Origin of the sequence: Cohnella lupini (assembly GCF_003386205.1) — a bacterium.
Lineage (GTDB): Bacteria > Bacillota > Bacilli > Paenibacillales > Paenibacillaceae > Cohnella > Cohnella lupini.
The window spans coordinates 15,272-40,412 of record NZ_QRDY01000004.1 but is presented as its reverse complement, the minus strand read 5'-3'; the positions used below and the strand labels follow the sequence as shown (position 1 = coordinate 40,412).

General features: G+C 48.4%; 15 protein-coding genes. 10 read left to right on the top strand and 5 right to left on the bottom strand.

Annotated elements, in window-relative coordinates; all coding sequences use genetic code 11:
• Positions 1-4 precede the first annotated feature (4 nt).
• From DFP95_RS09240 to DFP95_RS09230, 3 genes are all read right to left on the bottom strand, one after another.
• Positions 5-931 carry an HPr kinase/phosphorylase gene (locus DFP95_RS09240; protein WP_115992335.1) on the bottom strand — a complete coding sequence of 309 codons (927 nt, stop codon included), beginning with the start codon at positions 929-931 and terminating at the stop codon, positions 5-7.
• A gap of 75 nt (positions 932-1,006) precedes the next feature.
• Positions 1,007-1,129, bottom strand: coding sequence for a paeninodin family lasso peptide (locus DFP95_RS09235; RefSeq protein WP_115992334.1), 123 nt, complete (start codon positions 1,127-1,129; stop codon positions 1,007-1,009).
• Positions 1,130-1,134: 5 nt separating this feature from the next.
• The gene (locus DFP95_RS09230) at positions 1,135-3,075 is read right to left on the bottom strand and encodes an asparagine synthase-related protein (protein WP_115992333.1); all 1,941 of its coding nucleotides are present in this window, start codon (positions 3,073-3,075) and stop codon (positions 1,135-1,137) included.
• A 328-nt stretch (positions 3,076-3,403) separates the two neighbouring features.
• Here DFP95_RS09230 and DFP95_RS09225 point away from each other — a divergent pair, with 328 nt between their 5' ends.
• The 3 genes from DFP95_RS09225 to DFP95_RS09215 all read left to right on the top strand — a co-directional run bounded on the left by DFP95_RS09225 (position 3,404) and on the right by DFP95_RS09215 (position 14,485).
• Entirely contained in the window at positions 3,404-12,085 is an 8,682-nt protein-coding gene (locus DFP95_RS09225; RefSeq protein ID WP_115992332.1) for an immunoglobulin-like domain-containing protein, read from the top strand.
• A gap of 262 nt (positions 12,086-12,347) precedes the next feature.
• Complete coding sequence (locus DFP95_RS09220) at positions 12,348-13,466, top strand: Gfo/Idh/MocA family protein (protein WP_245987498.1); 1,119 nt, start codon at positions 12,348-12,350, stop codon at positions 13,464-13,466.
• A complete protein-coding gene (locus tag DFP95_RS09215; protein ID WP_115992330.1) occupies positions 13,463-14,485 on the top strand; it encodes an NAD(P)-dependent oxidoreductase in 1,023 nt (340 codons plus the stop codon). Before DFP95_RS09220 ends, DFP95_RS09215 begins: the two co-directional genes overlap by 4 nt.
• Positions 14,486-14,587: 102 nt before the next feature.
• On the opposite strand, the gene DFP95_RS09210 is transcribed toward DFP95_RS09215, so the two are convergent.
• Both DFP95_RS09210 and DFP95_RS09205 read right to left on the bottom strand, forming a co-directional pair.
• Positions 14,588-16,333 (bottom strand): sensor histidine kinase, encoded by a 1,746-nt coding sequence (locus DFP95_RS09210; RefSeq protein ID WP_115992329.1) that lies wholly within the window; start codon positions 16,331-16,333, stop codon positions 14,588-14,590.
• Complete coding sequence (locus DFP95_RS09205; protein WP_181907336.1) at positions 16,330-17,139, bottom strand: LytR/AlgR family response regulator transcription factor; 810 nt, start codon at positions 17,137-17,139, stop codon at positions 16,330-16,332. Before DFP95_RS09205 ends, DFP95_RS09210 begins: the two co-directional genes overlap by 4 nt.
• 389 nt (positions 17,140-17,528) lie before the next feature.
• Between DFP95_RS09205 and DFP95_RS09200 the strand changes: the two genes are divergently transcribed.
• From DFP95_RS09200 to DFP95_RS09170, 7 genes are read left to right on the top strand one after another with little or no spacing between them, the layout of a single operon-like run.
• Positions 17,529-18,635 carry an AAA family ATPase gene (locus DFP95_RS09200; RefSeq protein ID WP_115992327.1) on the top strand — a complete coding sequence of 369 codons (1,107 nt, stop codon included), beginning with the start codon at positions 17,529-17,531 and terminating at the stop codon, positions 18,633-18,635.
• 10 nt (positions 18,636-18,645) lie between these two features.
• Positions 18,646-19,869 (top strand): TadA family conjugal transfer-associated ATPase, encoded by a 1,224-nt coding sequence (locus tag DFP95_RS09195; protein ID WP_245987497.1) that lies wholly within the window; start codon positions 18,646-18,648, stop codon positions 19,867-19,869.
• Between the two features lie 33 nt (positions 19,870-19,902).
• Positions 19,903-20,823, top strand: a complete 921-nt coding sequence (locus tag DFP95_RS09190; protein WP_115992325.1) for a type II secretion system F family protein — start codon at positions 19,903-19,905, stop codon at positions 20,821-20,823.
• 4 nt (positions 20,824-20,827) lie between these two features.
• Positions 20,828-21,700 carry a type II secretion system F family protein gene (locus DFP95_RS09185; RefSeq protein ID WP_115992324.1) on the top strand — a complete coding sequence of 291 codons (873 nt, stop codon included), beginning with the start codon at positions 20,828-20,830 and terminating at the stop codon, positions 21,698-21,700.
• A 24-nt stretch (positions 21,701-21,724) separates the two neighbouring features.
• A complete protein-coding gene (locus tag DFP95_RS09180; RefSeq protein WP_115992323.1) occupies positions 21,725-21,943 on the top strand; it encodes a Flp1 family type IVb pilin in 219 nt (72 codons plus the stop codon).
• 14 nt (positions 21,944-21,957) lie between these two features.
• Entirely contained in the window at positions 21,958-22,677 is a 720-nt protein-coding gene (locus tag DFP95_RS09175) for a TadE/TadG family type IV pilus assembly protein (RefSeq protein ID WP_181907335.1), read from the top strand.
• A gap of 22 nt (positions 22,678-22,699) precedes the next feature.
• The gene (locus tag DFP95_RS09170) at positions 22,700-25,114 is read left to right on the top strand and encodes a hypothetical protein (RefSeq protein WP_115992321.1); all 2,415 of its coding nucleotides are present in this window, start codon (positions 22,700-22,702) and stop codon (positions 25,112-25,114) included.
• Positions 25,115-25,141: the final 27 nt, after the last annotated feature.

The following is a 25,141-nucleotide window of genomic DNA, read 5'->3' as shown; positions in this document are numbered from 1 at the left end:
AGGACTAACCTTCCTTATCTATTAGATTTAAAATCAAGGAAGCCAAATCCGGAGCCGTAAATCCGGTAATAGGTCGATACAGTCTGAATAGGCCGAGTTTGCTTGCCATACCGGCAGTCATATTCAAATGCCATTCCATCAATCCTAACCGGGAGATAAAAGAGTTGCGGTACGTATGACCATATAGAATAGACAGCTTTTCCAGGTTACGAATGGGATACATTTGCATCGTTTCCATGTCCGATTTAACTAATTCGAATATCCCGGCAAGGGGTAGACGCTCCTTATAGAACATGCCCGGTACAGGGACGGCGAATTTGGTTTCCCTTTGGAATATGGGGCGATAGGAAGCATTCTCCATGTCAAAGCCGTCCAAGCTTTCCTGCCATAGCTTTTGTTGAGGGTATGACGGCATAACCATAGGAGTTTGATCCGGAGCAAGGGAGACTGCGATTACATCGTCGCTTACAAGCGGATAACCTCTTTGGATGAAAGCAGTAGCAAGCGTTGACTTGCCGGCACCGGAATCGCCAACGAACGCGTAAGCTTTTCCGCCGATTTCCACGGCGCTTCCGTGCAAGGGGAGAATCCTTCTTTGAAAAAGAAGCGCGCCCATGCAGGAACCTAGAATATATAGCCGAATCCGGTCTTCATCGGACCCAGCCATTGGAGAAACAATGATTTTATTACCATCTTGGATGCAATAAGTCGCCGTACCGGCAATTTGGAACATAATCCGATCGACTGTCACGAAGGTCGTCCGATTCGGTACGGCTAAGCGGCCCCATTCCTCTGACAAATCCGCTCTTTCGACGACAATATCCGCAGTTTGGTCCATATCTTGCATCACCGGCAATTCCGGCAGAGCGATATCGCTTGCCAATCGATATCCAAAAGCTATGTATATGGGCTTATTTAGAGTAGGGATCATTATTCTCACTCCAACGGGTTTGCTTAGTAAAAGGACCCTCATACATAACGGGTATAAGGGTCAAAAGAATTAAGGTTAGCTGTGATGTTGAGTCGCTTCATCCGGGTCATAAGAATCGGGGACTGCGACGCCAGGACCTGCAAACGTCATTTTTACATCGAGAACTTCCAGGGTTGGTTGGTTCCACTCTTTTTTCATGGTTTTCACCTCCCTTCAAGTTTTTTGACGAAACGGTAAACGATTAACCCGCGCATTAACATCGTAAATTCCCCGTCATACACCGATTTAGGATCCGGAGTTTCCCGTATCTTGCGTATAGCTGCCCGTACGACTGGGATGTTAAGAAGCTCCTTCATTCGCGTGTCCTCGCACAGCCGTTCAAGCTCATGAATAAAGGATGGCCATTCGCGAGTCATCCGATGAACCGCATCGGCGCCTTGAATCCCTCTGACCCTGTAATTTAATCGAACTTTATCCGGAAGCAGATCCGCGGTAGATCTCCGGATTAATGCCCGGTCCATTCCGTTCTGAACGAACTGCTTCACGGGTACGGACAGACAAAATCGAATGACCCGCAAATCGTTCGTTGGATCCCGGTACCATATGCCATGTCGCAAGGACATTTTCGTCCCGCTGACTCCGCTGTTGGTCCAATTGATGAACTCATCAAACGGCTTTGCCCTTGACTCTATGGGGTTGCCCCTCGATAATTTCATCCCGTTCCTATCGATACCGTGTCTTTCAAGCCATTCATAGATTTCCATCCGTTCGGCAAACTCCGGATTGATGAGCATAGGCGATGAGTATGGATCTTGGGAGTTCAAAGTCTTGGGGAACGCCCTTTTTCTTATTTGAGTCAGGAGACGCCGTCTACCGATTCCTACGTTATTGCTGTACATGCTTATCTCGCGATATAACCGAAGCAGGTTAAAGCGTTTGAGGAGAGTTGCATAATAATCCAAGGCAGGTCCCCAGGAAATCGAATAGTTGCCCCGCCCCCCGTTCAGCAGTACGCCTACGCCTTGCTGACCGGCTTTCTCATAGATTCCGCCGAGCCAAAAGGAGTTTTCGATGAATTTGTACGGCATCTCCAACGTTTCCAGCCATTCGCCCACTTCCGACAAGGGACTTTTTCCCTTAAAGTCAAGATAATGATCGTTAATATTGCCGACATGCCGAACCGTGGATCGAATGAACGGCGTTTCATCGGCCATTCTGTTCTTCGAGGTCCAATCGATAAAATCTTCCTCCGGGATATAGCTGTACGTAAATAGCCGCTTATTTTCCTTTTGCAGGGCTTTGGCGGCAAAGCTGACGACAGAACCGGAATCGAGTCCGCCGCTTAGATAAGAACCGACTTGACGCGCGGTACGCAGCCGGGACGACACCGCGTCTTGGAATACATCACGGAACGCTTCTTCATATTCCCCATCGGACTTCAGCCTCAATGGCTCCGTTGCCGTAAAGGTACAATACCTTGTAAATCTGACTTTGCCGCCCTCCACCGTAATGGAATGCGCGGGAGGAACTTGCTCAATATTCCGATAGACGGTAGAAGAGGCATCAACCGTTTCGATTCTCCCGGGATTGGCCAAAAATTCCGCAAGCCATCGGTCGTTCAGTTGATTGCTTATATAAGGTAAAGTAAATAGCGGTTTTATCGTCGTGCAGAAGGCGAAACGATCGGGGGTCCGATGAAAATACAGTGTTCTGCTGCCGGAAAAGTCTCTTGCTCCAAAAAGCAGGCGTTTTCTCTCATCCCAAATCATAAAGGCGAAATCGCCTATTAGAAATTTCGGAGCGTCTGTTCCCCACTTCTCATAAGCAAGCAAAATCAATTCGCTATCCGTCGCTGTTTTCCTGAACGGAGGTTCCACTTGTAATCTTTCGAATAACTCTTCGCGATTGTCAATAATCGCATCTGCAGTAATGGCAAGTTGTCTGCGCTCATCATAGTAGGGCAATTGTTCTCTGCTAGATTCAGGTGTAATCCATTGCGCATGACAGCCAAGAAATACGGGGTTTCTATGCCAGGAGTGAGCACGGTCAGCGCGATATAGCTCCAGGGCCTTCATGATATTCATCCCATGTTCAGAAGGGATGGGTTCATGATTAATGTGGTAGATACCAACAATCGCACTCAATTTACTCCCCCTTGATGTGCATGCCATAGGCGGCTCCATGTTTCGACAACAGAACGCATATAATATAATTATAGATTAATGTCCGAAACTTATCATAAGAACAGAGACGCAGGTTTATAGGTTAATAGGAAGAAATCGTAGTCTGTGTTCATTGAGGTAATATTGCCCCAGTAAAGGATAAGACTGTCTCATTGGAACTCGATTGCAGCACCCGTATGATAAGATCAGTCCACAATAAACAGATTGTGTTCGATAACAGGATTTCGTGAAAACGCTAACATCAGGTCGATTGTGGACGAAAAACAGGATATAGGGAGGAAATTTAAGAATGATCAAAAGACGGTTATTAGCATCTTTACTTGTGACGGCGATGCTACTTACTTTGTTTTCTCCGCCTATGACGGTCAGCGCGGCTTGGGGGGACGACGTATCTCTGTTGACCGTAAATGCAGGTACGGATGGAAATACGGCGACATTGGCCGATGCGCCGGACGGTCAGAACGCGTGGAGGTTAAACACCGGAACCTCAAAGAACGGGGCTCCTTGGGATAACCTCTTCACGCCGAGCGTGGCGCCTCTCAGAGATCTGTCCGCTTACAGAGACGGCTATCTGGCTTTCGAGATGTACATTCCCAATGCGAGCTTTAAAGATATGCAGGGAAATAATTGGCTCGTCATCGTAAGCGACAGTAATCCCGCCGGCGACAAGTTTAACGCCGATTCTCGTCTCCAACTTAATGTGAGCGGAGTCACGACAGGGGCGGTGGGCACATGGGCAACGGTCTATACGAAGTTATCGACGGCGAGCGCCGTAGCCGGGAATTTCAATGACGCCTGGCTAGACCAAGTAACGAGACTTGCCATGCATCTGCAATGGGGTCCTAGTGTTCCTAACACCGACGTTTACATTAAAAACCCGCGTATCCAGAAAAGTACGTTAGGCGTTCCGGCTTCGCCGTCAACGACTCCCGCGCTTGACGTAGCAACAAAAACAGTAACCGCGAACGCGCCGGCCAGCGGGCAAGCCGTGGAATTCGCAATAAGCGAAGACGGGGTTGCTCCAGCATCCGGATGGGTGGATGGCATTCTTGATGCTAGTGTGTATACTCATCAATTTGCCGCATTGCCTTCAGCAGACACCTACTATGTATTCGCGCGCGCGAAAGCGGACAGCAGTAGTTACAACTTTATCGGCGCATCTACAAGAACGACCGTAACGACAATTGACGAACAAACATTGGTAGACGCAGCAACGGCGTCTCTGACATGGAATACGATTAAAGGAAATAACACGTTGGAAAGCGATGTGAAATCACCACTCGGTCTCCCGACAACGATAGGAACAACGAACGTAGCATGGACCTCGGACAATGCGGCAATTAGCAACACCGGAAGCGTAAATCGCTTGTTGGATAGAGAAGTAGACAAAACCGTTGTACTCACGGCGACAATAACCAAAGGTGCCGCAAGTGCTACGAAACTTTTTACCGTGACGGTGAAAGCCGCGCCGGCGGCGGTAAACGCTCGGGCCGCGACGTATTTTCCTAATATAGAAGAGGGGACGAACACCGCGGTTGCGCCGGACGGCAATAACGCGGTTAAGCTGGGCGCCGGAAAAATAGGCGCCGGCGCCGAACGACTGTGGGATGCCCGCTTTATTAACGGCGGCGGCAATCAGGATTTGTTAGGTTACGCGAATCAATATTTTGTGTTCGATATGTATGTTACTCATGCGGACCTTTTGAATTTAAATGGTAATAACTGGGTTGCTATAGCGTCTGGCGGTAACAATCTGGATACTAATTCACGCCTTAACCTTAATGTTAGCGAGATCAGAAACGGACATGTGAATGAATGGATTACCGTTCATGCGCAATTATCGACGGCAAATTCTACGAACGGTTTCAATCCCGTTAATTTGGACACGGTAGAGGCCGCGAGATTGCAAATGCAATGGTCTTCCGTGCCCCACGGCGACATCTATATCAAGAACCCGCGTTTTCAAGTCACCTCGGATTCGCCGAAACCTATTCCGGCAGCGGTTGAAACAGCCGATAACGTTACGTTATCGTCGGCAGCGCCGACGAACGGTCAGGCCGTGCAGTTCGCGATCAACACCACGGGTAACGCTCCCGCAGACGTCGATTGGACGACGGGAACGCTCGATTCGGGCGTTTATACAGCGGAAATTCCAAAACCCGCAGGCAACACCTATTATTCGTTCGCACGCACCGCTCCAAATACGCAATATCCTTTCGCAGGAACGCATACCAGAGTTAAAGTCGTGCATCTGGCCGATGATCAAGCCATATCGGACGCGGCAGCTCTGCTGACTTGGGACACGATCAAGAATGCGAACGCGAATCAATCCGAAGTAAGAACGGCGTTGAACCTTCCGACAACGGGTGCGAACGATACGGCTATCGCTTGGTCGACCGTACCGGCAGCAGGTGTCATAGATCCCTTAACCGGCACCGTAACTCGCGACCCCGACGAAGACAAAGCCGTAACCCTAACCGCGACAATAACCAAAGGCAATGCAACGCCCGTAAATGTAACTTTTAATTTGACGGTAGCCAGCACGACTAACGAACTTGCCGAAGTGTTCATTGACTTCAACGATACGGGCACGTTTGTTCAATCGGGCAACAAGCTTCAAGGCAATGGCATAGGCATAAGCCTCGACGGAGACAGCGTAGCGGTGGAAAAAGTAACCCAAAGCGCTGTAGGCGCCGTGAAGGTTGGGGACTTTATTTACGTCATCGTAAACGACCCACAGCTTGAGCATGTAAACAAGGTCGAATTAGAGGTCAAATACTGGAGACCGAGCGCGACCGGCGGTATTTCATTGCAATATAACACCATATATCCCGGCAGTTTCTCCGGTTATGACGCGTATAGAGCGGCGAACATTCCCGCGGCAGGAAGCGGCAACTCTTGGGTAACTTCAAAAGTCGTGCTTAACGGAGCTAACTTCGCGATCGGCGCGCAAAATCAAGGCGCGCACTTCCGTTTCGCTACGGCCGGAGCAATTATTCAGAGCATACGAATAACCGAAATTCCTCCAACGGATGCTGAAGCGGTACAACTTGCTTCGGACGCTCTGACTTGGGACGCGATCAAGGGCTCGAATACGAGACAAGATCTGGTTGAAACGGATTTGACTCTTGCCGAGGCGGGTTCGGGGAGTACGAACATTGCGTGGACATCTACGGATAACACGGTAATAAACAGCGACACCGGCGCAGTTGCTCGTCAAGAAGCCAATGAAGCCGTAACCCTTACGGCGACAATAAGCAAAGGTACGGCAGCACCGGTTGTTAAAACCTTTATTATCGTCGTTCGCGGAACGGGTACCGGAACCGACGTGGAGGCAGTAAATAATATGATAACCAAACTGACTTGGGATTTAATCAAAGGCGTGAATGATACAGAGGCTAATGTGACGACGAACCTTGTTCTTCCGTCGATGGGCGAGAATATGACGGATATTACATGGACGACATCCGCCGATACCCTCATTACCGCTACAGGCGCGATACCGACCAATCGGCCGGACGCCGGCGGTGCCGTGACGCTTACGGCGACGGTAAAAAGAGGTCCAGTTGCCGCCCCTGTAACCGAGACTAGAACATTCGAGTTGACCGTTCCGGGTAGATATGATTACGCGAAATACAAGAGAACGGCAATCGCTCAGGATCACGACGCGAAAGACTGGGCGATATCCGACTTTAACGTACTGGCTTTCGGCGCGAAAACGGAAGAGATGGCAGCAACGGAAGACTTAGTCGATTTCGATAACAGAGAGGCCTTCCAAGCGGCGATCGACGCGGCTTATAATGACGGCGGCGGCGTAGTCTATATTCCGGCGGGAACCTATGCGTTCCGTACGGAAACGACCGGCACGATCAGCGTTCAAAGCACGAACGGCAATACGACCTACGAATTTAAGCAGGTCTTGAATTTGCGGGCTGGCGTACAGCTCCGCGGCGAATGGGATAACCCGGATGCGGAGGATTACGACGGTCAAATCGACGGAACCATTCTTGCGGTATATGCCGGACATAATTCCGCCAATTATGACACGTATGTGGACTCCGACGAGAGAGAAAATCAGACAGGCGGCAAAAAAGTAGCTAACGTGTCCGACAGATTCATAGACATGGAACAAGGCACGGGCGTCACGAACCTATCGGTATGGTATCCGAATCAGGATCTTAATGCCGAAACCGTCGTTGAAAAGAGGAACGAAGACGGACAGAAGACCGGGGAATTCGAGACGATTCATGGAATCCCGTATCCGTGGACGTTCTATCAGAGAACCGGAAACAGCGTGACGCTCGATAACGTTACTCTTGTAAACTCTTGGGGAGGATTCATCTCCCTGCCGAGCGAGATGCATTATGTCTTGAACAGCAATATGACGGCTCTCTACAAGGGCGTCGTGGTTCACACCTGTACGGACATCGGACGAATCGAGAACGTTAACATCAATCCGAAATACTGGGCGAATTCAGGACTTGACGGCGCACCGTCTCTTTCGGACGCGAGAGCGTTCACAAGAGCGAACGCTACCGGATTCATGATGCACCGCTCGGACTGGGAATACGTATCGGGATTGAATATTTCCGGGTATAAGACGGGGATGTGGATCGGAAGAGAACCTGGCGGCGACGAAGCTCCTAACGCGCAGTTCTACGGATTGAAGATCGAAGACAGTCAGACGGGTATCTATATTGACAACGTTAACGGTTTCGGTCTGCTTCTCTCGAATTCGGAATTCGGAGGCGACACCGCTGTATATTTCAACGAACGGTTCGACACTTCCGTTCAATTCAACGGAGTCGACTTCAAAGGTCCGATTATAAGCAACGCCAGAGGCGGAGTGATATCCTTCGAAGATAGCACCTTCGACGAGTATGACGATTACGCGCTGAGTTTCCTCAATCGAGGCAACGCATTAGTCAGTCAGAGCAACTTCAAACAGGCAGACAAACATGCGCATCTCGGAACAAACTTCGGGACGTTCAAATCGGTCAATTCCGGTTATAACCTTAACATCGAGAGCGATAACCTTGCCGCTCACATCGATAACCTTGAACTTGACGTTAAGGTTGACGGTAATAACACCGCAGTGCAGACCGTCAATGACGTTGATTATCTGTTCGAACCTATTCCGAAAGACGTAAAAACGGATATCGACGTACACCCGAGACCGACATCGAACGCAGTGCTTAGACTTGACTTCCCGCGCTCGTTAACAAGCAACGCGCCGACCGTGGATATATCCGCAAAATTGCAGGAAGCTCTTGATTATATTAAAGATAATCACGGCGGCGGAACGATTTATTTACCTGGTGGAAGATATAGACTGGATACTCCCGTAATCGTTCCCGAAGGCGTCGAACTCAGGGGAACATGGGACGTACAGCACCATACTCAAGGCGGCGGCACGGCGATATTTACCACTTACACCGGCGGCGCTCAGGGAGAGAACGGAGCTTCTCTTATTCAGCTTAAGGCAAACGCAGGTCTCAGAGGACTTAACATTACGCAAGCGAATTTAACCAGCGTCAACCTGAATAACCCCGACCAAACTCTGAAAACTCCGTTTTTGGTACAGGGACAAGGCGCGGGCGTATATGCCATCAACTTAACGATCCCGATAGGAGATAAAGGCATAGACCTGGCTTCCTATAAAACCGACGGTCACTATGTCGATTACTTAGGCGGCACGCTCCTGAGAGCAGGCATCTGGGTCGGGGGAGGCGCGGAAGGCGGATTTATCAGAAATATGCAATTCAATCCGCATTACGCTTTGAGACTTCCGGGAGGTCAAGGATATACGGCACCTTCGGGCGATTTGTACGGATTCGTGCAAAGATACATGAGCGCGCTCAAATTCGCCGACGTGGAAGACCAGACGATTTTCAACAATTTCGTTTTCGGTTCGGTATACGGCATACACTTCCTGAAGAGAGACTTGGGGAACGGCGAATTCGCATACCCTGGTAAATTGACGATGATCGGTCACGGTTCGGACGGAACCACGTACGCTCTCTATGTGGAAGACGCGGACGAACACACCAAAATCATCGCGATCAACTCGGAATTGGTGAATACGAACATCGCGACTGAGCCGAACAGAGCTTATGTCAGAATGGGCGATGTAGCGAATACCGCAAAAATTCACCCCGATGCCGAACTTGTCCTGTACAACAGCGCGTTCTGGGGAAGTCCGAGCGTAGCGGGGGCGATAGTCAATAACGGTATCGTTCGGTTCCAGCAAGCCAACTTCACTCAGCTGCCCGGCAACAATCCGGGTATTGATGTAAACGCCGGCAAAGCGCATGTGTACTCCTCTTACTTCCAGCCGTCGAAGAACGGTCAGAATAATAACGTGTATGCCATGTTGCGCGAGGGCGGCACATCGATAGAGCTCAGCAACAATTATTACGCATCCGGGTTGAGGAACAGCACGCCAGCCAACAACCCGTACGGAATTTACGGCTCGGATTTACTGGCGGAACCGTTCGTGTTTAACCTTATTCAAGACGGAACCGGACAACGATTCAGCTTCAAGTATAATGTCGGAGGAAGAACATCCGCGCCAGGGACATTGACCATTGTTGCTCCCGAGGCTTATGCAGAAGATTTCACTCCTATTCCTTTCGACGCGCTTGCGGCAGGCGAATCCGTAACCGTAGATTTACCGGATTATATTGCAGGTCTGATCACATTCGAGCTTCATCTCGACGACGGTACGGAATACGCCTATACGGCAAAATACGACGCGGCTTACGCTGAAAAAGCAGACTCTGCCGGCGCGGAAAATCCGGCAAAGAGCGCCGCGACTCCGGCCTATGTCATGGACGCAGAAGATTATGTAACGAAGGGGACGCGGGATGGTTCGCAAGACCTCGGCGTAGAATCGCGTTTCGCATGGGACGACGGCCATTTATATGCGTACATTGTCGTTACGGATGACGTGCAATTCAATAGCCAGACGGGCGGAAATATATGGAGAGAGGATAATTTGCAGTTAGGCATTGATTTGCGCAATCCCGTAACGAACAGTACGACGCGGAATGAGCTCGGATTCACGCTCACCAATGACAACGAAGAAGTGATATGGGCTTGGACTCGTCCTACGGGCGCCAATGCGCCGACGGCTCCGGTAACGGATATCGTAGCCGAGATTACGAGAGATGAAGCTGCGAAAACGACGATTTACGATTTGAAAATTCCGTTTAATACGCTTCTTAGTAATCCTGCATCGGAGCTCGCGAACGGAAGAATCGGAGTATCCGTCATGCTCAACGAATCTGACGGCCCCAATGAAACCGACGGCAGCAGAGGGACATTCGAAGTCGTAAGCGGGCAGTTAAAGAATTCGGATTTATTCACGAATTTATTTCTGTTAAGCGCAGGCGAATACAATGAGAGGCTAGAAGCATCGGCAACGGCTGCCGTGGATAACGCTGTCGCGTCCGAATCGGCTGCCGATATCGCTACGGCACGCAACTTCGTCGCTATTATGGCAGACGGCGAAGTTAAGACGGAGCTTCGGAACAGGCTCGAAGCTATCTCTGTGTCGTCGTATACCGTCACATTCAAGGACTGGGATGGAACGGTCCTGAAGACGGAAGCGGTGAACCATGGAGATGATGCAACCGCGCCGACGCAACCGTCGCGGACAGGGTATGCGTTCACGGGATGGAGCGTCGGATTCTCGAACGTGACGTCGAATTTGACCGTTATGGCGGAGTATGATGCCATACCGAGCAATCCAGGAACCGTTTGGATACCGCCATCTACGGAGGTCAGCGTAGATAGCAGCGGAAACGTAACGGTTAGCTCGACGCCAACGATGAATAACTCGTCCAATATCGCACAAACCGTCTTGTCCCAAAGCGAGATTGAAAATGCATTCGGACGTGCAACCGGCGAGTCTAAGCGGATTAAAGTGAAATTATCCGGCATTGTGAATGCGCAAGGTTACGCATTAGGGCTTCCGACTTCCTGGTTCAAGGGAGAATCCGATAGTTCGGTCGTTATTGAAACGCAGTTAGGCACGATTGTCGTGTCGAGCGCGATGTTGAACGCAGCTCAATTGCAAGGCGCCGGTCAATCGATAACCATCGTTGTTCGCCAAGCGGATAAGAGCGGATGGAGTCAACGGCTTATCGATGAGATCGGCGATCATCCGGTATTGGAACTGTTGGTCATGTTTGACAACAAAACTGTAGCGTGGAGTAATAGCGAAGCGCCGGTTACGATCATGGTGCCGTATACGCCGACAGCAGCGGAGAAACAAAATGCCGATCAGCTTGTCGTCAGGTACGTAGACGGGGAAGGCAACGTAACGTCTGTTCCTAACGGCAGATATGACAGCGCCACAGGTCAAATGGTGTTCCAAACTTCGCACTTTAGTCATTATGCAATCGCATATGCAGCGCCTAAGTTCAGCGATTTGGGTCGTGTAGCTTGGGCAGCGAAGGAAATCGAAGCGTTGGCCGCTAGAGGCGTAGTTGAAGGGAAGTCGGCAACGACCTTCGATCCAGGGACTGCGATCGGCAGAGGGGAATTCCTCGCGCAATTGATCAGACTCCTGGAGCTTGACGCCGAATTCACCGACAACTTTGCCGATGTTTCAACAAGCTCGCCCTATTACCAAGAACTTGGAATCGGCCGCGCGCTTGGCATCGTTAAAGGCGTTGGCGGGAACAAGTTCTTGCCCGATACGGCAATCAGCAGAGAAGATGTTGCCGTAATCATTAAGCGTGCGTTGAATCAATGGCAGAACGAGCTGCCGACAGTATCGTCCAAGTCAATCGACGATTTCAAGGACGGTGCGAAGGCGGCGACCTATGCAAGAGAAGGCTTGGCCTATCTGCTTAGCGCAGGTTTACTCCAAGGAAACAGTAACAACGCCTTGAATCCGAAGGGCAACCTGACTCGCGCGGAAGCAGCGGTTATCTTGTATCGAATTTATGCGCAATCGCGTTAAGGAATTTAGAGAAGAAGCCAGGGAGCTCTCCCTGGCTTCTTCTTCGCTTCTTGCTAAGATTTATTAATCTGGATAATCAAATCCGAAGATGCAAAAATTAACGGAGAGGAAGCCAGTAACCGTACCGTACTAATACGTTGGAGTAGAGGAATGCTCATCGATTTTTCGGAAAAAATGATTAATTGGGCAGGGAATAATCGAAAATCGTCGAATACAGTTTGATTATGTTTATAAAAGAGAGACTATGCAGGAGGGCAGTTCCTTGGCGAAGAAGGTTACGGTGGCAATCGTAGGACTTGGATTCGGGGCAGAATTTATCCCTATTTATCAGCATCATCCGAACGTGGATAGCCTGACAATTTGTCAGCGGTCAGAGGAACATTTGCATCGGATCGGCGATCATTTTAACATCCCGTCCCGCTACACAAGCTTTGAAGAGATGCTTCAAGATGAAACAATTGACGCTGTACATATTAATACTCCGATTCCCGATCACGCCGAGCACTCGATAGCCGCTTTGCTTGCCGGCAAACACGTTGCTTGCACTGTTCCCATGGCAACGTCATTAACGGACTGTCGGCGCATCGTGGAGGCGCAGCAAGCATCGGGTAGAAATTATATGCTGATGGAAACGGCTGTGTTCACCCGGGAATTCTTATACATCAAACACCTTCGGGATAGCGGGGAATTGGGACGGATTCAATTTCTAAAGGGGGCCCATCACCAGGATATGTCGGGTTGGCCGGGCTACTGGGAAGGCTTGCCCCCCATGCATTATTCCTCGCACGCGATTAGTCCATTGTTGGCTTTAGCCGGGAAAGATGCCGAAGCTGTCAGCTGTCTCGGTTCCGGGCGGATCGATCCGAATCTGGCTTCTAAATATGGTTCGCCATTCGCCGTGGAGTCCGCTTTGTTCAGGTTGGCGGATTCCGATCTCGCTGCAGAGGCGACTAGATCCTTGTTTCAGACATCCCGTCAATATATCGAAAGCTTCGATGTTTATGCGGAAAAAATGAGCTTTGAGTGGCGAAGGTTAGAGAACGAGTCACCAATGATTTTCAAGGGGAATGAAGCCTTTCACATTCATGTGCAGGATTATGGACACCTCCTCCCGGAAGGTATCAGATCCTACACGACAGGTTGTCTGGACGACCACGAGGAGAATCGGTCGCTCGGTTTGAAAGGTAGAAGCAGCCACGGCGGCTCGCACCCGCATATGGTGCATGAATTCATTTCAAGTATCTTCGACGAGAGGTTACCGTTTCCAGATGCGGCGACCGCATTCAATTGGACCGCAGCAGGTCTATGCGCGCATGAATCCGCACTCCGCATGGGAGAGTCGGTGCGTATACCGTCCGTTACCGGGAGGGGAGATCAATGAGAACGGTTATGGTCATTCATCCGGAATTCGATCGATCGTGGCCGTTCGCTGCCGTACGATTTGAACAGCTTTTTAGGCAAAGCGGCGAATTGGAAGTCATCCGGCTGGAAACAGGTTCGGCAAGCAGAGTCGGCGATGTCGTTCGGCACCCGGAAACGGTAACCCGTTTGATCAGTCTTCAAGTTGAGATAACCCGTGAGTGTGTTCTTAGATTTTCTGCCTTAGAGGAAGCTGTCATTGAATCGACATATCAAAGCGCCGAGCCTCCTTCAGAGATCATCGAAACGCTGAGGGAGCAAAATATACAATGGTATACCCAACCGACAGAAGGCTTTTGGGGGCAGTCGGTGGCCGAATTCGCGCTGGCGCTTACGCTATGCGGGCTGCGGCGAATTCCGCAAACCCATCATGAGATGATATCCAGTCTGGACCCATGGAATTATGATTCGCCGGATGGCGTTGGTCGTCCCGGGTCTCGGGGGTTCCAGTTCGGAGACGACAGCCGATTCGCGAATGGAACGATAGAAGGGAAGCGCGTTCGAATTGTCGGAGCGGGGAATGTCGCAAGCCGCTATGCCAGTTTTGTCCGCATGCTAGGCGCGGATGTCGCAGCGTGGGACCCCTATGCGGCCGAGCCCTGTTTTCACCGGGCGGGAGCAAGAAAGGAATGGCATCTGGATAGCTTGGTATTGGATGCCGACATTTTCGCCCCCATGCTTCCGCTAACGCCGCAAACAAGAGAAATTGTTACAGCCGATCATATTCGTTCCCTCCCCAAAGGCACGCTTGTCGTACTCGCGACACGCGCGGAAATTTGCGACATGAAGGAGTTGCGCCGTAGGGTGCTTGCGGACGAAATAAGCCTCGCTGCCGATGTATTCGACATTGAACCACTGCCTCTTAACGATTCTCTACTGGGGCGCCACAATGTTGTCCACACGCCCCATAATGCCGGGCGTACCAAGGAAGCCAATTACCGTTACGCGGAAAATCTGTATTTACAGTTTAGGAAACTCTAGCAATAGCAATTCGTACTTAAATCCAGCTATCAGAGGCTGGATTTTTTGGCATGAAATGAGGATAAGGCAATTGCGCATTGCTTATGGAATGCGATTATTGTCTTAATTAAGAGATATCGACACGTTAAAGTTTACTTTCCCTGGTTGTTCCAAATCTAAATGAATGGATCCCTTGTATTTATTTACAAGCTGCTTGGTGATAACCAGCCCTAGTCCGGAGTGATCTGATTTCGATGAATATCCTGGTTCGAATATGAGATCTGCTGCTTCTGGGGAGAGTGTACCCGGGTTCGAAACAACGATATGTAACTTATTGTCGGTGCCCCACCCTTTGATCTGAACATTTCTATTGTCATCTTCTTCATCGCTAACGGCATCGAACGCATTGTCAATCAAGTTCCCGATTAATCGCACGATATCAACCGAACGAATACCTAATGGGAAATTAGTCAAGTTCTCGAACTCGTGCGTGAAATGAATCCGTTTAAGAATCGCTACCGCAATCTTGGATTGGATTAATGCCGCAATAGCGGGTTGACCAATCGTAATAATATCGTTCGTTACCGTAACGTCGCCTATCCACTCCTTCATATAAGACCGTAGCTCGTCGTATTTGTGTAGGGAAGCCATTGCATTAACGGTGTTCATATGGTTAAGAAGATCGTGTCGCTGCCCGCGGATGGAAATGAACATTTGATTTACTTCATCAATATAGGTTTCTTGAGTAGCTCTTACAACTCGATCTCGTGTTCTTGAGAGAAAACGCAAAAAAATGATCACTATAATGATACTTGTCAAAGTTACGGTGCCGACAGTCAGAAGTAAGGTGTTTAGTTGTTTGTTGAGAGTTGTTTGTATGGATTCATAATCGGACACTAAGGATAGAACGTAACGGGCTAATTGCACGCCCTCTTTGTCTGAAATACCCGGATAATGTTTAATGTCGACGGGGATATACATTTTCAAGGTTGTTTTTCCATTAATTTTTCGAATAGTCGATTGGACTTGATCAAAGCGTTCTGCTTTATTAATCAAATCAGCATCGTCATTTAATTTGAATGTATAGCTGCCGAAAATAATAGGGCGCGTAGAGTTATGTGCCAGTTCTTCTCCTTGATCGGTGAGAGTTATATACTCTTCCGTTCCGAAAGTTTTCGGATTAAATGCCGTGATTTCAAGCAAACTTGCGTGTGCTTTAATCGTGTTGTCTAGAATTGATTCTACTCCAGCTGATTTTTGAAAGTCGAGGTACGTTTGATCGGAAACGAAGGGATCAATAATATAATTGGTCGTGCCATCATAATAGTAACCATATTTCTGGAGGTTTTTCTTGGTTAAATCGGTAGCGGAATATTCAAAAGGACCACTCCAATAGTTCTTAGAAGTATAACCCCAATCTATACTTACGTCCTTCTGTTCAAAGAGCTGTTGGAACGCCTGGTACCACGGGTCCCATTTCTTGGTAGAAGTTCCTTCTTCTTTCGGGTCGGAGGATTTATATAATAAAATATCGTCATCTGTTTGCTTCAGCAAAGTAATGGTTTGAACATTGAGTTGCTTAGCCAGTTCGGATAATTCATCGCTGGTAACGTTATCGATATCGGGGTCGAGTCTATATTGAGCCGCTACCGCTACCGATTTTAAGTTTTCCGATATCTTATCTTCCAAGTAAATAGAAGCCTCGCGCGAGTTTTCAATAGACAGCTCCACTTGAGATGCAATTGAGAGCAACTCTTTCTTTAAGTTTTCCGTTAACGATTCTTTCGTCAGAAAGTAGAATAATAAATTATTCAACAAGATCAGTACAATTACAATGGCTAGCGTTGAAATGAAGAGTGTTCTTTTCATACGGATTTTTTGCTCCTTAATTCTTCGCTATCTCCCCTTTTATGAAGGTTAAGCCTGTCCGAAAACCCTTTTTCCTGCAATCTTCCGAGTGGCGCCGTCAATTTACTGTTATTGAAAAAGATCGTATATCTTCTAAGCATAGTTTGTAATGAGCTTGATTCCCTCTTGTAGCCGGCAACATGGCGAATATTGACCAGGAATCCTCTAATCGATTCAATCATTAAGTCGGAGGTCTGTTTCTTGATTTGGTTAAGGGTATTGTTACTTTCGATGATATCCCCGGAGGTTAAATAAACGTTGATATGCTTTCGCCCTGATTCCTTCTCGATTAGGAGAATTGTTTCTTCAGCTATGGGATACGATTTTCTAGAGGTGTGAATATCAATGAGTTGAGAAGATTGCGCGAGTTGTTTGTTATAGGCTTCTTGTTTCTCGAACCAGTCCCGTACCTTTGATATAGCAATATTCCAACGTTCCTCTTGTATAGGCTTAACGATGTAGAAAGCCCCAATCTCGTTAACGGCTTCCATTATGTTTAATGGGTCTGTGGACCCTGTTGCAAAAATAATAGCAGGGTAGTATCCGAGTTCCGAACGTAATTGTTTGGCTACGGCAATTCCGGACATATCCTCTAATTCAATGTCAAGGACAATGATATCGGGCTCGAACTGCTTGATTAATAGAATGGCTTCTTGTCCAGAACCGGTTTCAGCAATCAAATCGATTCGGCTATTCACGCAATATGACCGAATCAATTGGCGTACATAGTTAACATCCTCTGCGACAATTGCACTAAATTCCCTCATTATAGTTGCCCCCTGATGCCTACGTTGTGATCTAGCCATACGTATTTACGTAAATTTCATGGATTCATAGTACCATAATTCGCGCGTTTTAGACATTGTTGCCTCTTCTTCCATGGGGAATTATGCCATTTCACGTCGCTTTATGGACATTTCGGGAGAAATCCATTACAGAAATATCCTTGCTTGCATATACTTGTCCTATTCCTTTAGGTACGAGGATACAGGTGGTCATGGGTAATTGTTACCAAGTAACGAAAACGATGCTAACGGAGGTCTTTATGCTGAATAAGCAAAAGCAGGAAAAACGAGTTGCCATCATATTAGCGATCATGTCGCTCATTTTGATTTCCGGCGGAGTGGCCAAGCTGTAGCGGAAAGGGTCTAAGGAGATGGAAAGATTAACTGTAGTGCTCGCTGGCCCGGATACGGAATATTTGGAGATGGTATTACGATTCGTCCGTAGTTCCGAGTTCGCATCGGCGTTAACGATTAGAGCCTTCTCTAGCAAAGATAACCTTGCGACCTATTTGAATACGCAGTCCATCCCTCATGTCGTACTGGTCGAGCCGGATTTCTTAACTGCAGATGTGTCATGGACGACATTAGATAACGTTATATTGTTAGTTTCGAGCCAATATTCGAAGGAATCGGAGCGCTATCCGTCCTTATTTAAGTATCAGCCGATCCATCAGCTTCTCACCAAGGCGAAAGCTATGTATTTGGACAAGCATGAAGTCGTAGTTGAGCAAGCCCTGGGGAACGGTCATACGAAGGTGGTTTCCTTCTACTCCATTGTAGGAGGATGCGGGAAAACAACAGCAGCCATTAATATGTCTAGACAGCTGTCGCTAGGCGGGAATAAAGTGCTGTACTTAAGCCTAGAAACCGTAAGTTCTTCCCCGGCGTGGTTCGGTACGGTTCCTAATCAAGAGTTGGCCGAGATCCTCTATTACATTACGTCGGGGAACAAACAAGCGGCTTCGAAGCTCGAGCAATACAGGAAGACGGATTCCGAAAGCGGCTTGCATTACCTCGAACCGCTCACCCATTTGAAGGAAATAGAGGACGTCTCTCGCGAGGATGTGCGGGGGTTGTTGGATATCATCGTAAGCTCGCATTCCTACGATTACGTGGTTATTGACTGCGACTCTAACTTCCACGCCAGGACGATTGCGGCATTGGAATACGCTCACGAAGTCATGCTCCTCTTGCTTGACGATATTCAATGCATGTACAAAACCAAAGCGGCACTTACCGCATTGCGGAGCGAGAATGCGGAGCTCTATCAAGCCTTGCATCGCAAAATACATATGGTCGTGAACAAGTACACGGGTAGTATGGCTAATCGGCCCGAGCCGGACTTATTCGATATTCAAGGTTATCTTCCGTACATTCCGCAATGGAAGAACGTTACTCAGGGGCAGCAGCTCTCTGCTTCCCGGGAATTCAATCATCAGGCGATGTTCTTAACGTCCCTGTTCTCACAAGCCAAATGAGGTGATGGTCGTGGTTTCGGATGAGTCGTTCATAGAGCTTAGAGAGTCGGTAAGGAGCAGGCTGGATCTGTCTAACTCTACCTCCGACGACCAACTGCTTCAAGTCATCGAGGATGCGGTATTTCATTTCTCGGAGGGCCAGTATTTAACCATTAGAGAGAAGCAGAAGTTCGTCAGTCGCCTATTTAACTCGTTTCGAGGCTTAGACGTGCTGCAGCCATTGATTGACGATAAATCAATTACCGAGATCATGATCAATAATTTCGATGAGATCTTCATCGAACGGGAGGGGCATGTACTTCGCCACCCCGGGAAGTTCGAAAGCCAAGATAAGCTGGAGGATATTATTCAGCTTATCGTAGGCAAGGTCAATAGGGTCGTTAACGAGGCTTCCCCGATCGTCGATGCTAGATTGAAGGACGGTTCGAGGGTTAACGTGGTGCTTCCCCCGATCGCGATGAAGGGTCCGACGATGACGATCCGGAAGTTCCCCGAGAATCCGCTGACCGTAGACGATCTTATTCAGCGTGGGGCATTAAGCCGAGAGGTTGCCGAGTTTCTTAAGAAGCTAGTCAAGGCCAAGTACAACATCTTCATCGGCGGAGGAACGGGATCGGGGAAGACGACTTTCTTGAACGCCCTATCTAATTACATCCCCGCCGATGAACGGATTATTACGATAGAGGATTCGGCCGAGCTCCAGATACGCAGCGTACCGAATTTAGTCAGCCTAGAGGTCCGTAACGCCAATACGGAAGGCAAGGGCGAGATTACGATGAGGGACTTGATTAAGTCGTCCCTGCGGATGCGGCCGAACCGGATCGTAGTGGGCGAGGTCCGCGGAGGAGAAGCATTGGAAATGCTGCAAGCAATGAACACCGGTCATGACGGTTCATTGTCGACGGGCCATGCCAACAATACTTACGATATGCTCAGCCGCTTGGAGACGATGGTGTTAAGCGGAGTTCAGCTACCCGTAGAAGTCATACGCAAGCAGATTAGCTCTGCTATCGACATCATGGTACATCTGTCGAGGCTAAGGGATAAGTCCAGAAGGGTAGTTGAAATAAGCGAAATTACGGGTGTCGTCAACGGCGAAATCCAACTGAATCCACTCTATGTATTCGAGGAGGAGGGGGAGAGCCCCGAGGGTAAAGTGATTGGTGGCTTAAAGCCCTCGGGTAACCCTTTACAGAATACATTGAAGATTCGAATGGCGGGATTAGCCTATTGAATGCTCGATAAACTCGCTTGGAGGTGAAGAAGCATGAATATCGTACTTGTTGCGATAGCCGCAGGTGCCGTCATATGGCTCGGGCTCGTCCTGCTGGATCGAAGAAAGCGCAAGGGTACCGACGAATCGGATATCCCGGCAAAGAAGAAGTCCGATATGGTAAGCCATGGTAAGGACAACCCCGTTAAGGCCAAGCTCCCTACGGGCGAAGATTTGATTCGATATTCGGAATATACGCTATCGTCCAGGGAACGGATTGAAGCATGGGTAGTCGGCTGCGCGCTTTTCTTTGCTCTAGGGTATTTGTTCTACAACAACGTTTTATTAGCAAGTGTGACAGCTTGCCTTGGTTTATTGAGTCCACGTGCAAAGCGGAAAAAGCTGCTGGAAAAGCGGAAGACGGAGTTGAACTTCCAATTCAAGCAAGCGCTCTACTCCTTATCGTCTTCGTTAAGCGCCGGCCGATCGGTTGAGAATGCGTTCGAGGAAACGGTAAAGGATCTGAGGCTGCTATATCCCGATCCCAGAACGCATATTATCCGGGAATTCGAGGTCATCATTCATCGAATCGAGAACGGTGAACCTATGGAAAGCGCACTGGCGGACTTCAGCGAGAGATCGGGCGTCGAGGACATCGAGAACTTCGCCGATGTGTTCATCAGCTGTAAACGAACGGGCGGGGATCTCGTCGAAATTATTCGCAGAACATCAAACATTATCGGCGATAAGCTGGAAATTCAACAAGAGATATCGGTCATGATGGCCCAGAAGCGGTTTGAATCGAAGGCGCTCAGCTTCGCGCCGATTATTATTGTTGCTTTCCTAACCTTAAGCTCGCCGGACTATATGGCACCTCTTCATAGCGGAGTCGGTTATGTCATTATGACCGCGGCATTGCTTGTATTAGTGGGATGTTATTGGATTACGCAACGAATTATGAATATCAGGGTGTGAAGCGATGCTGTCGATCTTATGGGGATTGCTCGTTGTCGTGGGAGTGCTATTCGGCAGCTTGTTCCTTCTAGCCGGGCGGAAGTACAAGGATTTTATCGAGGAATATAAGGGCAAGTTTCAGCTGGATTTCATGGCTCCCGCGTCTTTGTATGCGGTAGACAAGCTTAGAGTGTTGGAGAGGCTTCCTAGTCAAGTCAATAAAGTCCACCAGAAAATCATCTTGCTCTACGGAAGCAAAACCGGATTACAGCATACCCGGATGTTTATCGCGCAACTGGTTTCCTTCATGATCCTGCTGCTGATTGTCTCGATCGTGCTGGGACTGGCATCGGATGGGGACATCTCGTTGTCTCTCGTTATCTTCGTACTGATAGTTATAGTCCCGCTCTTCATGACACGGGATTTAGATAAGAAAATCAGAATGAGGCAAAGGGAAATTCTCATTGAGCTTCCCGAATTCCTGAATAAGATTACGTTGCTTGTCAACGCGGGGGAAACCGTGCAGAAGGCCATTCTGCATTGCGTGGAGCAGGCGAAAGACGCGAGTAAGAGCCCCCTGTTCACGGAGCTGGAAGAGGTCGCCAGGCAGTTAAGGAACAATTATTCCTTCTCTCAAGCCTTGGAGGAGTTCAGCAAGCGTTGCGCGATGCAGGAGGTAACGGTATTCACGACGACGGTTCTATTGAATTACCGCCGCGGCGGCGAGGAGTTCGTAATTGCTCTACAGCAATTAGCCCGCGGTCTATGGGAGAAGCGCAAAGCGATTTCCCGGACGTTGGGGGAAGAGGCCTCATCCAAGATGGTATTTCCGATGGTTATTATCTTCATGGTTGTCATGGTAGTCGTAGCGGCGCCTGCAATCATGATGATGAAATAATATAAATCAATCAGGAGGGTTTACATGAAACGATTAGTGGATGGGATGAAGAGGTTTTGGAAGAACGAGCAGGGGATTGGCACGTTGGAGATTATTCTGATTATTGCAGTCATTGTCATTATTGCCGTTGTATTTAAGGATTATATTATCTCTTGGGTTAAAAGGCTTCTGGAAGGTACAGACGAAAAGCTGGATGGAATTGATCCTTCTGCTGATGAGGGCATTGATGCCCCAAACCATTAATAGGTGGCACTCCATTGAATATAAGTGAAAATAACTCATTCCGCTTTATCAAAAACCAAAAGGGAAGTTTCACTATCGAAGCTTCCCTGGTTTTTCCTTTGGTTTTTCTCGTTACGATCCTGCTGATCTTCATGAGCTTGTACGTATACCAGAAATCTACATTGTATTACCTAGCCGATACGACGGCGAAGCGTGCTTCCTGGGTATGGGATAACACCTACCGGGATGGCATTACGGGCGAGTTCAACCCTTACGAGAAGGATCCGGGGACCCAACAGCAGCTCCAGAACGATGGCTTATATTGGCGCTTTAACGATTTCAATATGATGGACGTTCTCACCTTTCAATTCAAGGAAGCCGTCGATGCCAAGGAACTAAGCATCTCTGCCAGCGATAGATCCGCTCCTAGCCGCAGTTCGAGCTTAGTCAATTACAAGCTTCAGAGAGCGGTAACCACTTTGCCGAAGGGAGTCAGCGGCTCAATCAGCTATGAGAATAAATTTTATAAGCGAAAAATTACCGTTCACTTGGAAAACCCATTGAAAATGCCCGACTTTGTGAAATCATGGTTCCGACAAGAGCTGGTAGAAGCCGAAGCTAGCTCATTCGTGACAGAACCGACGGAGTTTATTAGAACGGTCGACTTTGCCATGTATTTAGGCAAGAAATTATCCCAGCCTGGGGCTCCGGCGAAATCCGCGGTCACCTCGATATTGACCAAGACGAAGAAATAGAGGGCAGAAGGATGAGTGTAGCATGAAGGTATTCAAACGTAATCAGAGAGGATCCGTTTCCGTATTCCTCATTAGCATAGTTGCGGCGGTCTTTCTGTTTAATGCGGTGCTCATCGACTTTGCCAGAATACAAGCGGCGAAGAGGCAGAGCGATATGGTTGTTCAAGCTGCAGTTCGCTCTGTCTTAGGCGCTTTCGATAAGAATCTGCACGGCAAGTACGGCCTATTCGGAGTCGATAAAGATAAGCTGGAACCGTTGCTTACGGACATTCTAAAGCAGAACCTGCGAAGCACTCCCACGGAGGATTCTTTTCAGTTAATAGACACGGCACTGTCGGGTTCGCCTGTATTGGAAGCAAGCGGAGACTTAGGCAATCAAGTCATTCTCCAGCAACAGATACTGGAAGACATGAAATATAAAGCTCCGATCGAGATTACGGTTGAGCTGTTCGACAAATTCAAGAAGCTTGCCACCGTGATGAAGACAGCATCGGCAGCCACTAAAGCATCCAAGGAAATGAAGAAGGAATATCTCGCGCGCGAGAAGAGCTTCGAGCAATATTGGGAGCTGCGCGATCAAATGAAGGACTTGAATGTGAAGCTGGACCCCTTAACCCTTCTTACAGGCTCAAGCGAGCTAAGCTCCATCCATAACCTTGGGGGGATCGCTAATCATTATGATTATATTCGGCACAGGTATATCGAGATTCAAGGCTGGGAGCAAGCCCAAATAGATAAAGAAACCTCTATAGTTTCTTTGGAAAGCGCGCGTTCGTCCTTATCAAGCCAAAGAAGCGCACTGATTAGTAACGCCGAAGAAGACGAAGTGGTAGATACCAGCGAACTGGATAATCAAATCGCGTCCCTATCGACGGACATCTCTAGGCTGGTAGACGAGATTAACGAATTGAAATTGAAAATTCGAGCAACAATCGCGGTGGTCAACCCTTATCTATCGCAATCCCACCAGCTCTTGCAGAATATAACCGGTAAGATTGACCAAATCGTTCAATTGTCATTGGACGCGGAAGAAGAGCTTAATTCGGCAAGGAAGCACAATCAATCGATGCGGGAAGCCTTCGATAAAGCGATGGCAGCGACGAAAGAAGGAAATTACGATAAAGTCGCCAAGGCTCCGGATTCGGCTGGCAACGTAGCTAACGATGATATGAAAGCCGTAGAAAGCGGATTGGATCAGATTGTTCAAGATCTTGAAAAAACCATTTTGCCGGATACGCATTTCGAGACGATTAAGAAAGACATTGTCGAGGAGAGAACGAAGCTGGCGGCCGTCTCCTTGATCACAAAAGAATTATCGTCTTCGATGCCGACTCAGTACAGCTCTACAGGGGTACCGCCTTCCACATCAGAGATTCATTCGTTTGCGAGTGAAATTCATAACACATACAAGGGTGTTGAAGGGGCTATCAATACGCATAGCGATCCTAACAGTTACCCGGAGGAAAAGAAACGGATGGAGGACAAAGCGAATTACGATAATAAAAGCGGGGAAACCAATGAAGCGGCAGGAAAAGCCAGTCTTGGCGAAGTGCTAGGAATCATAAATGCTATCAAGCTAGTAGATTCCTCGATAGACGACTATAAGGACTTGGGCGGATTTTACAAGAACTACATCGCACAGCAAGCCGAAGATACCGACAAAGGTGCAGTAGCAACGAGCAATGACCTGGATGACGCCGGCGGTGATGCGATGTCGATGATGGATAGTCTGTTTGAGGGTTTGGGGAACTTCTTCGAAACAATGCGCAACGAGTTGTATGTCAATGAGTATGCCTTTCAAAGATTTGATAGCTTTGACGGTTCCGCCTTGCTTAAGAAGCCCGTTGATCTAACGAAGCTTGATGAAACGATAGCCCCTTTCGTCAACGTGAACGGATCCGGATTAGAGTACATTATTTACGGCTTGGAATCTCCGGGAGCGAATATTGGAGCAGCCTACGGAGAGCTGTTCTTAGTGAGACTTGCTCTAAGAACGTTGGAGGGCTTTACGAACTCAGCGGTGAGAGCTTTAGGACATCCCCTGTTAGTGTTAATTGCGGCTATCGCATATGGTGTCATTCATGCACTCTCCGACATGTATCAATTTTTTATGGGCCAACAAGTCGAATTAATACAAATACAAGGAAAAAAACTATTTCAACTGAGCTACAAAGATTATCTGCGTTTGTTTTTACTGCTACATAGCTCGGAAAAGAAGAAGCTGGCCAGAATTCAGGCTCTCATTCAATTCAATCTACCCGGTCAAAAGCCATTAACTGATTATCAGTCCTATGTTACCGCGCAGGCGGAATTTTCAGTTCGGTTGTGGTTTTTACCTGGAGTAATGGAAGCCTTAAATCAAACCGTCCAGCTGAACGGAAGAGTTCAAGGAAGTAGATACTACTATGACAGCGGACAACGCTTTATGTCGTATTGAGGAGCATTCTAATACTATCAAAATCAC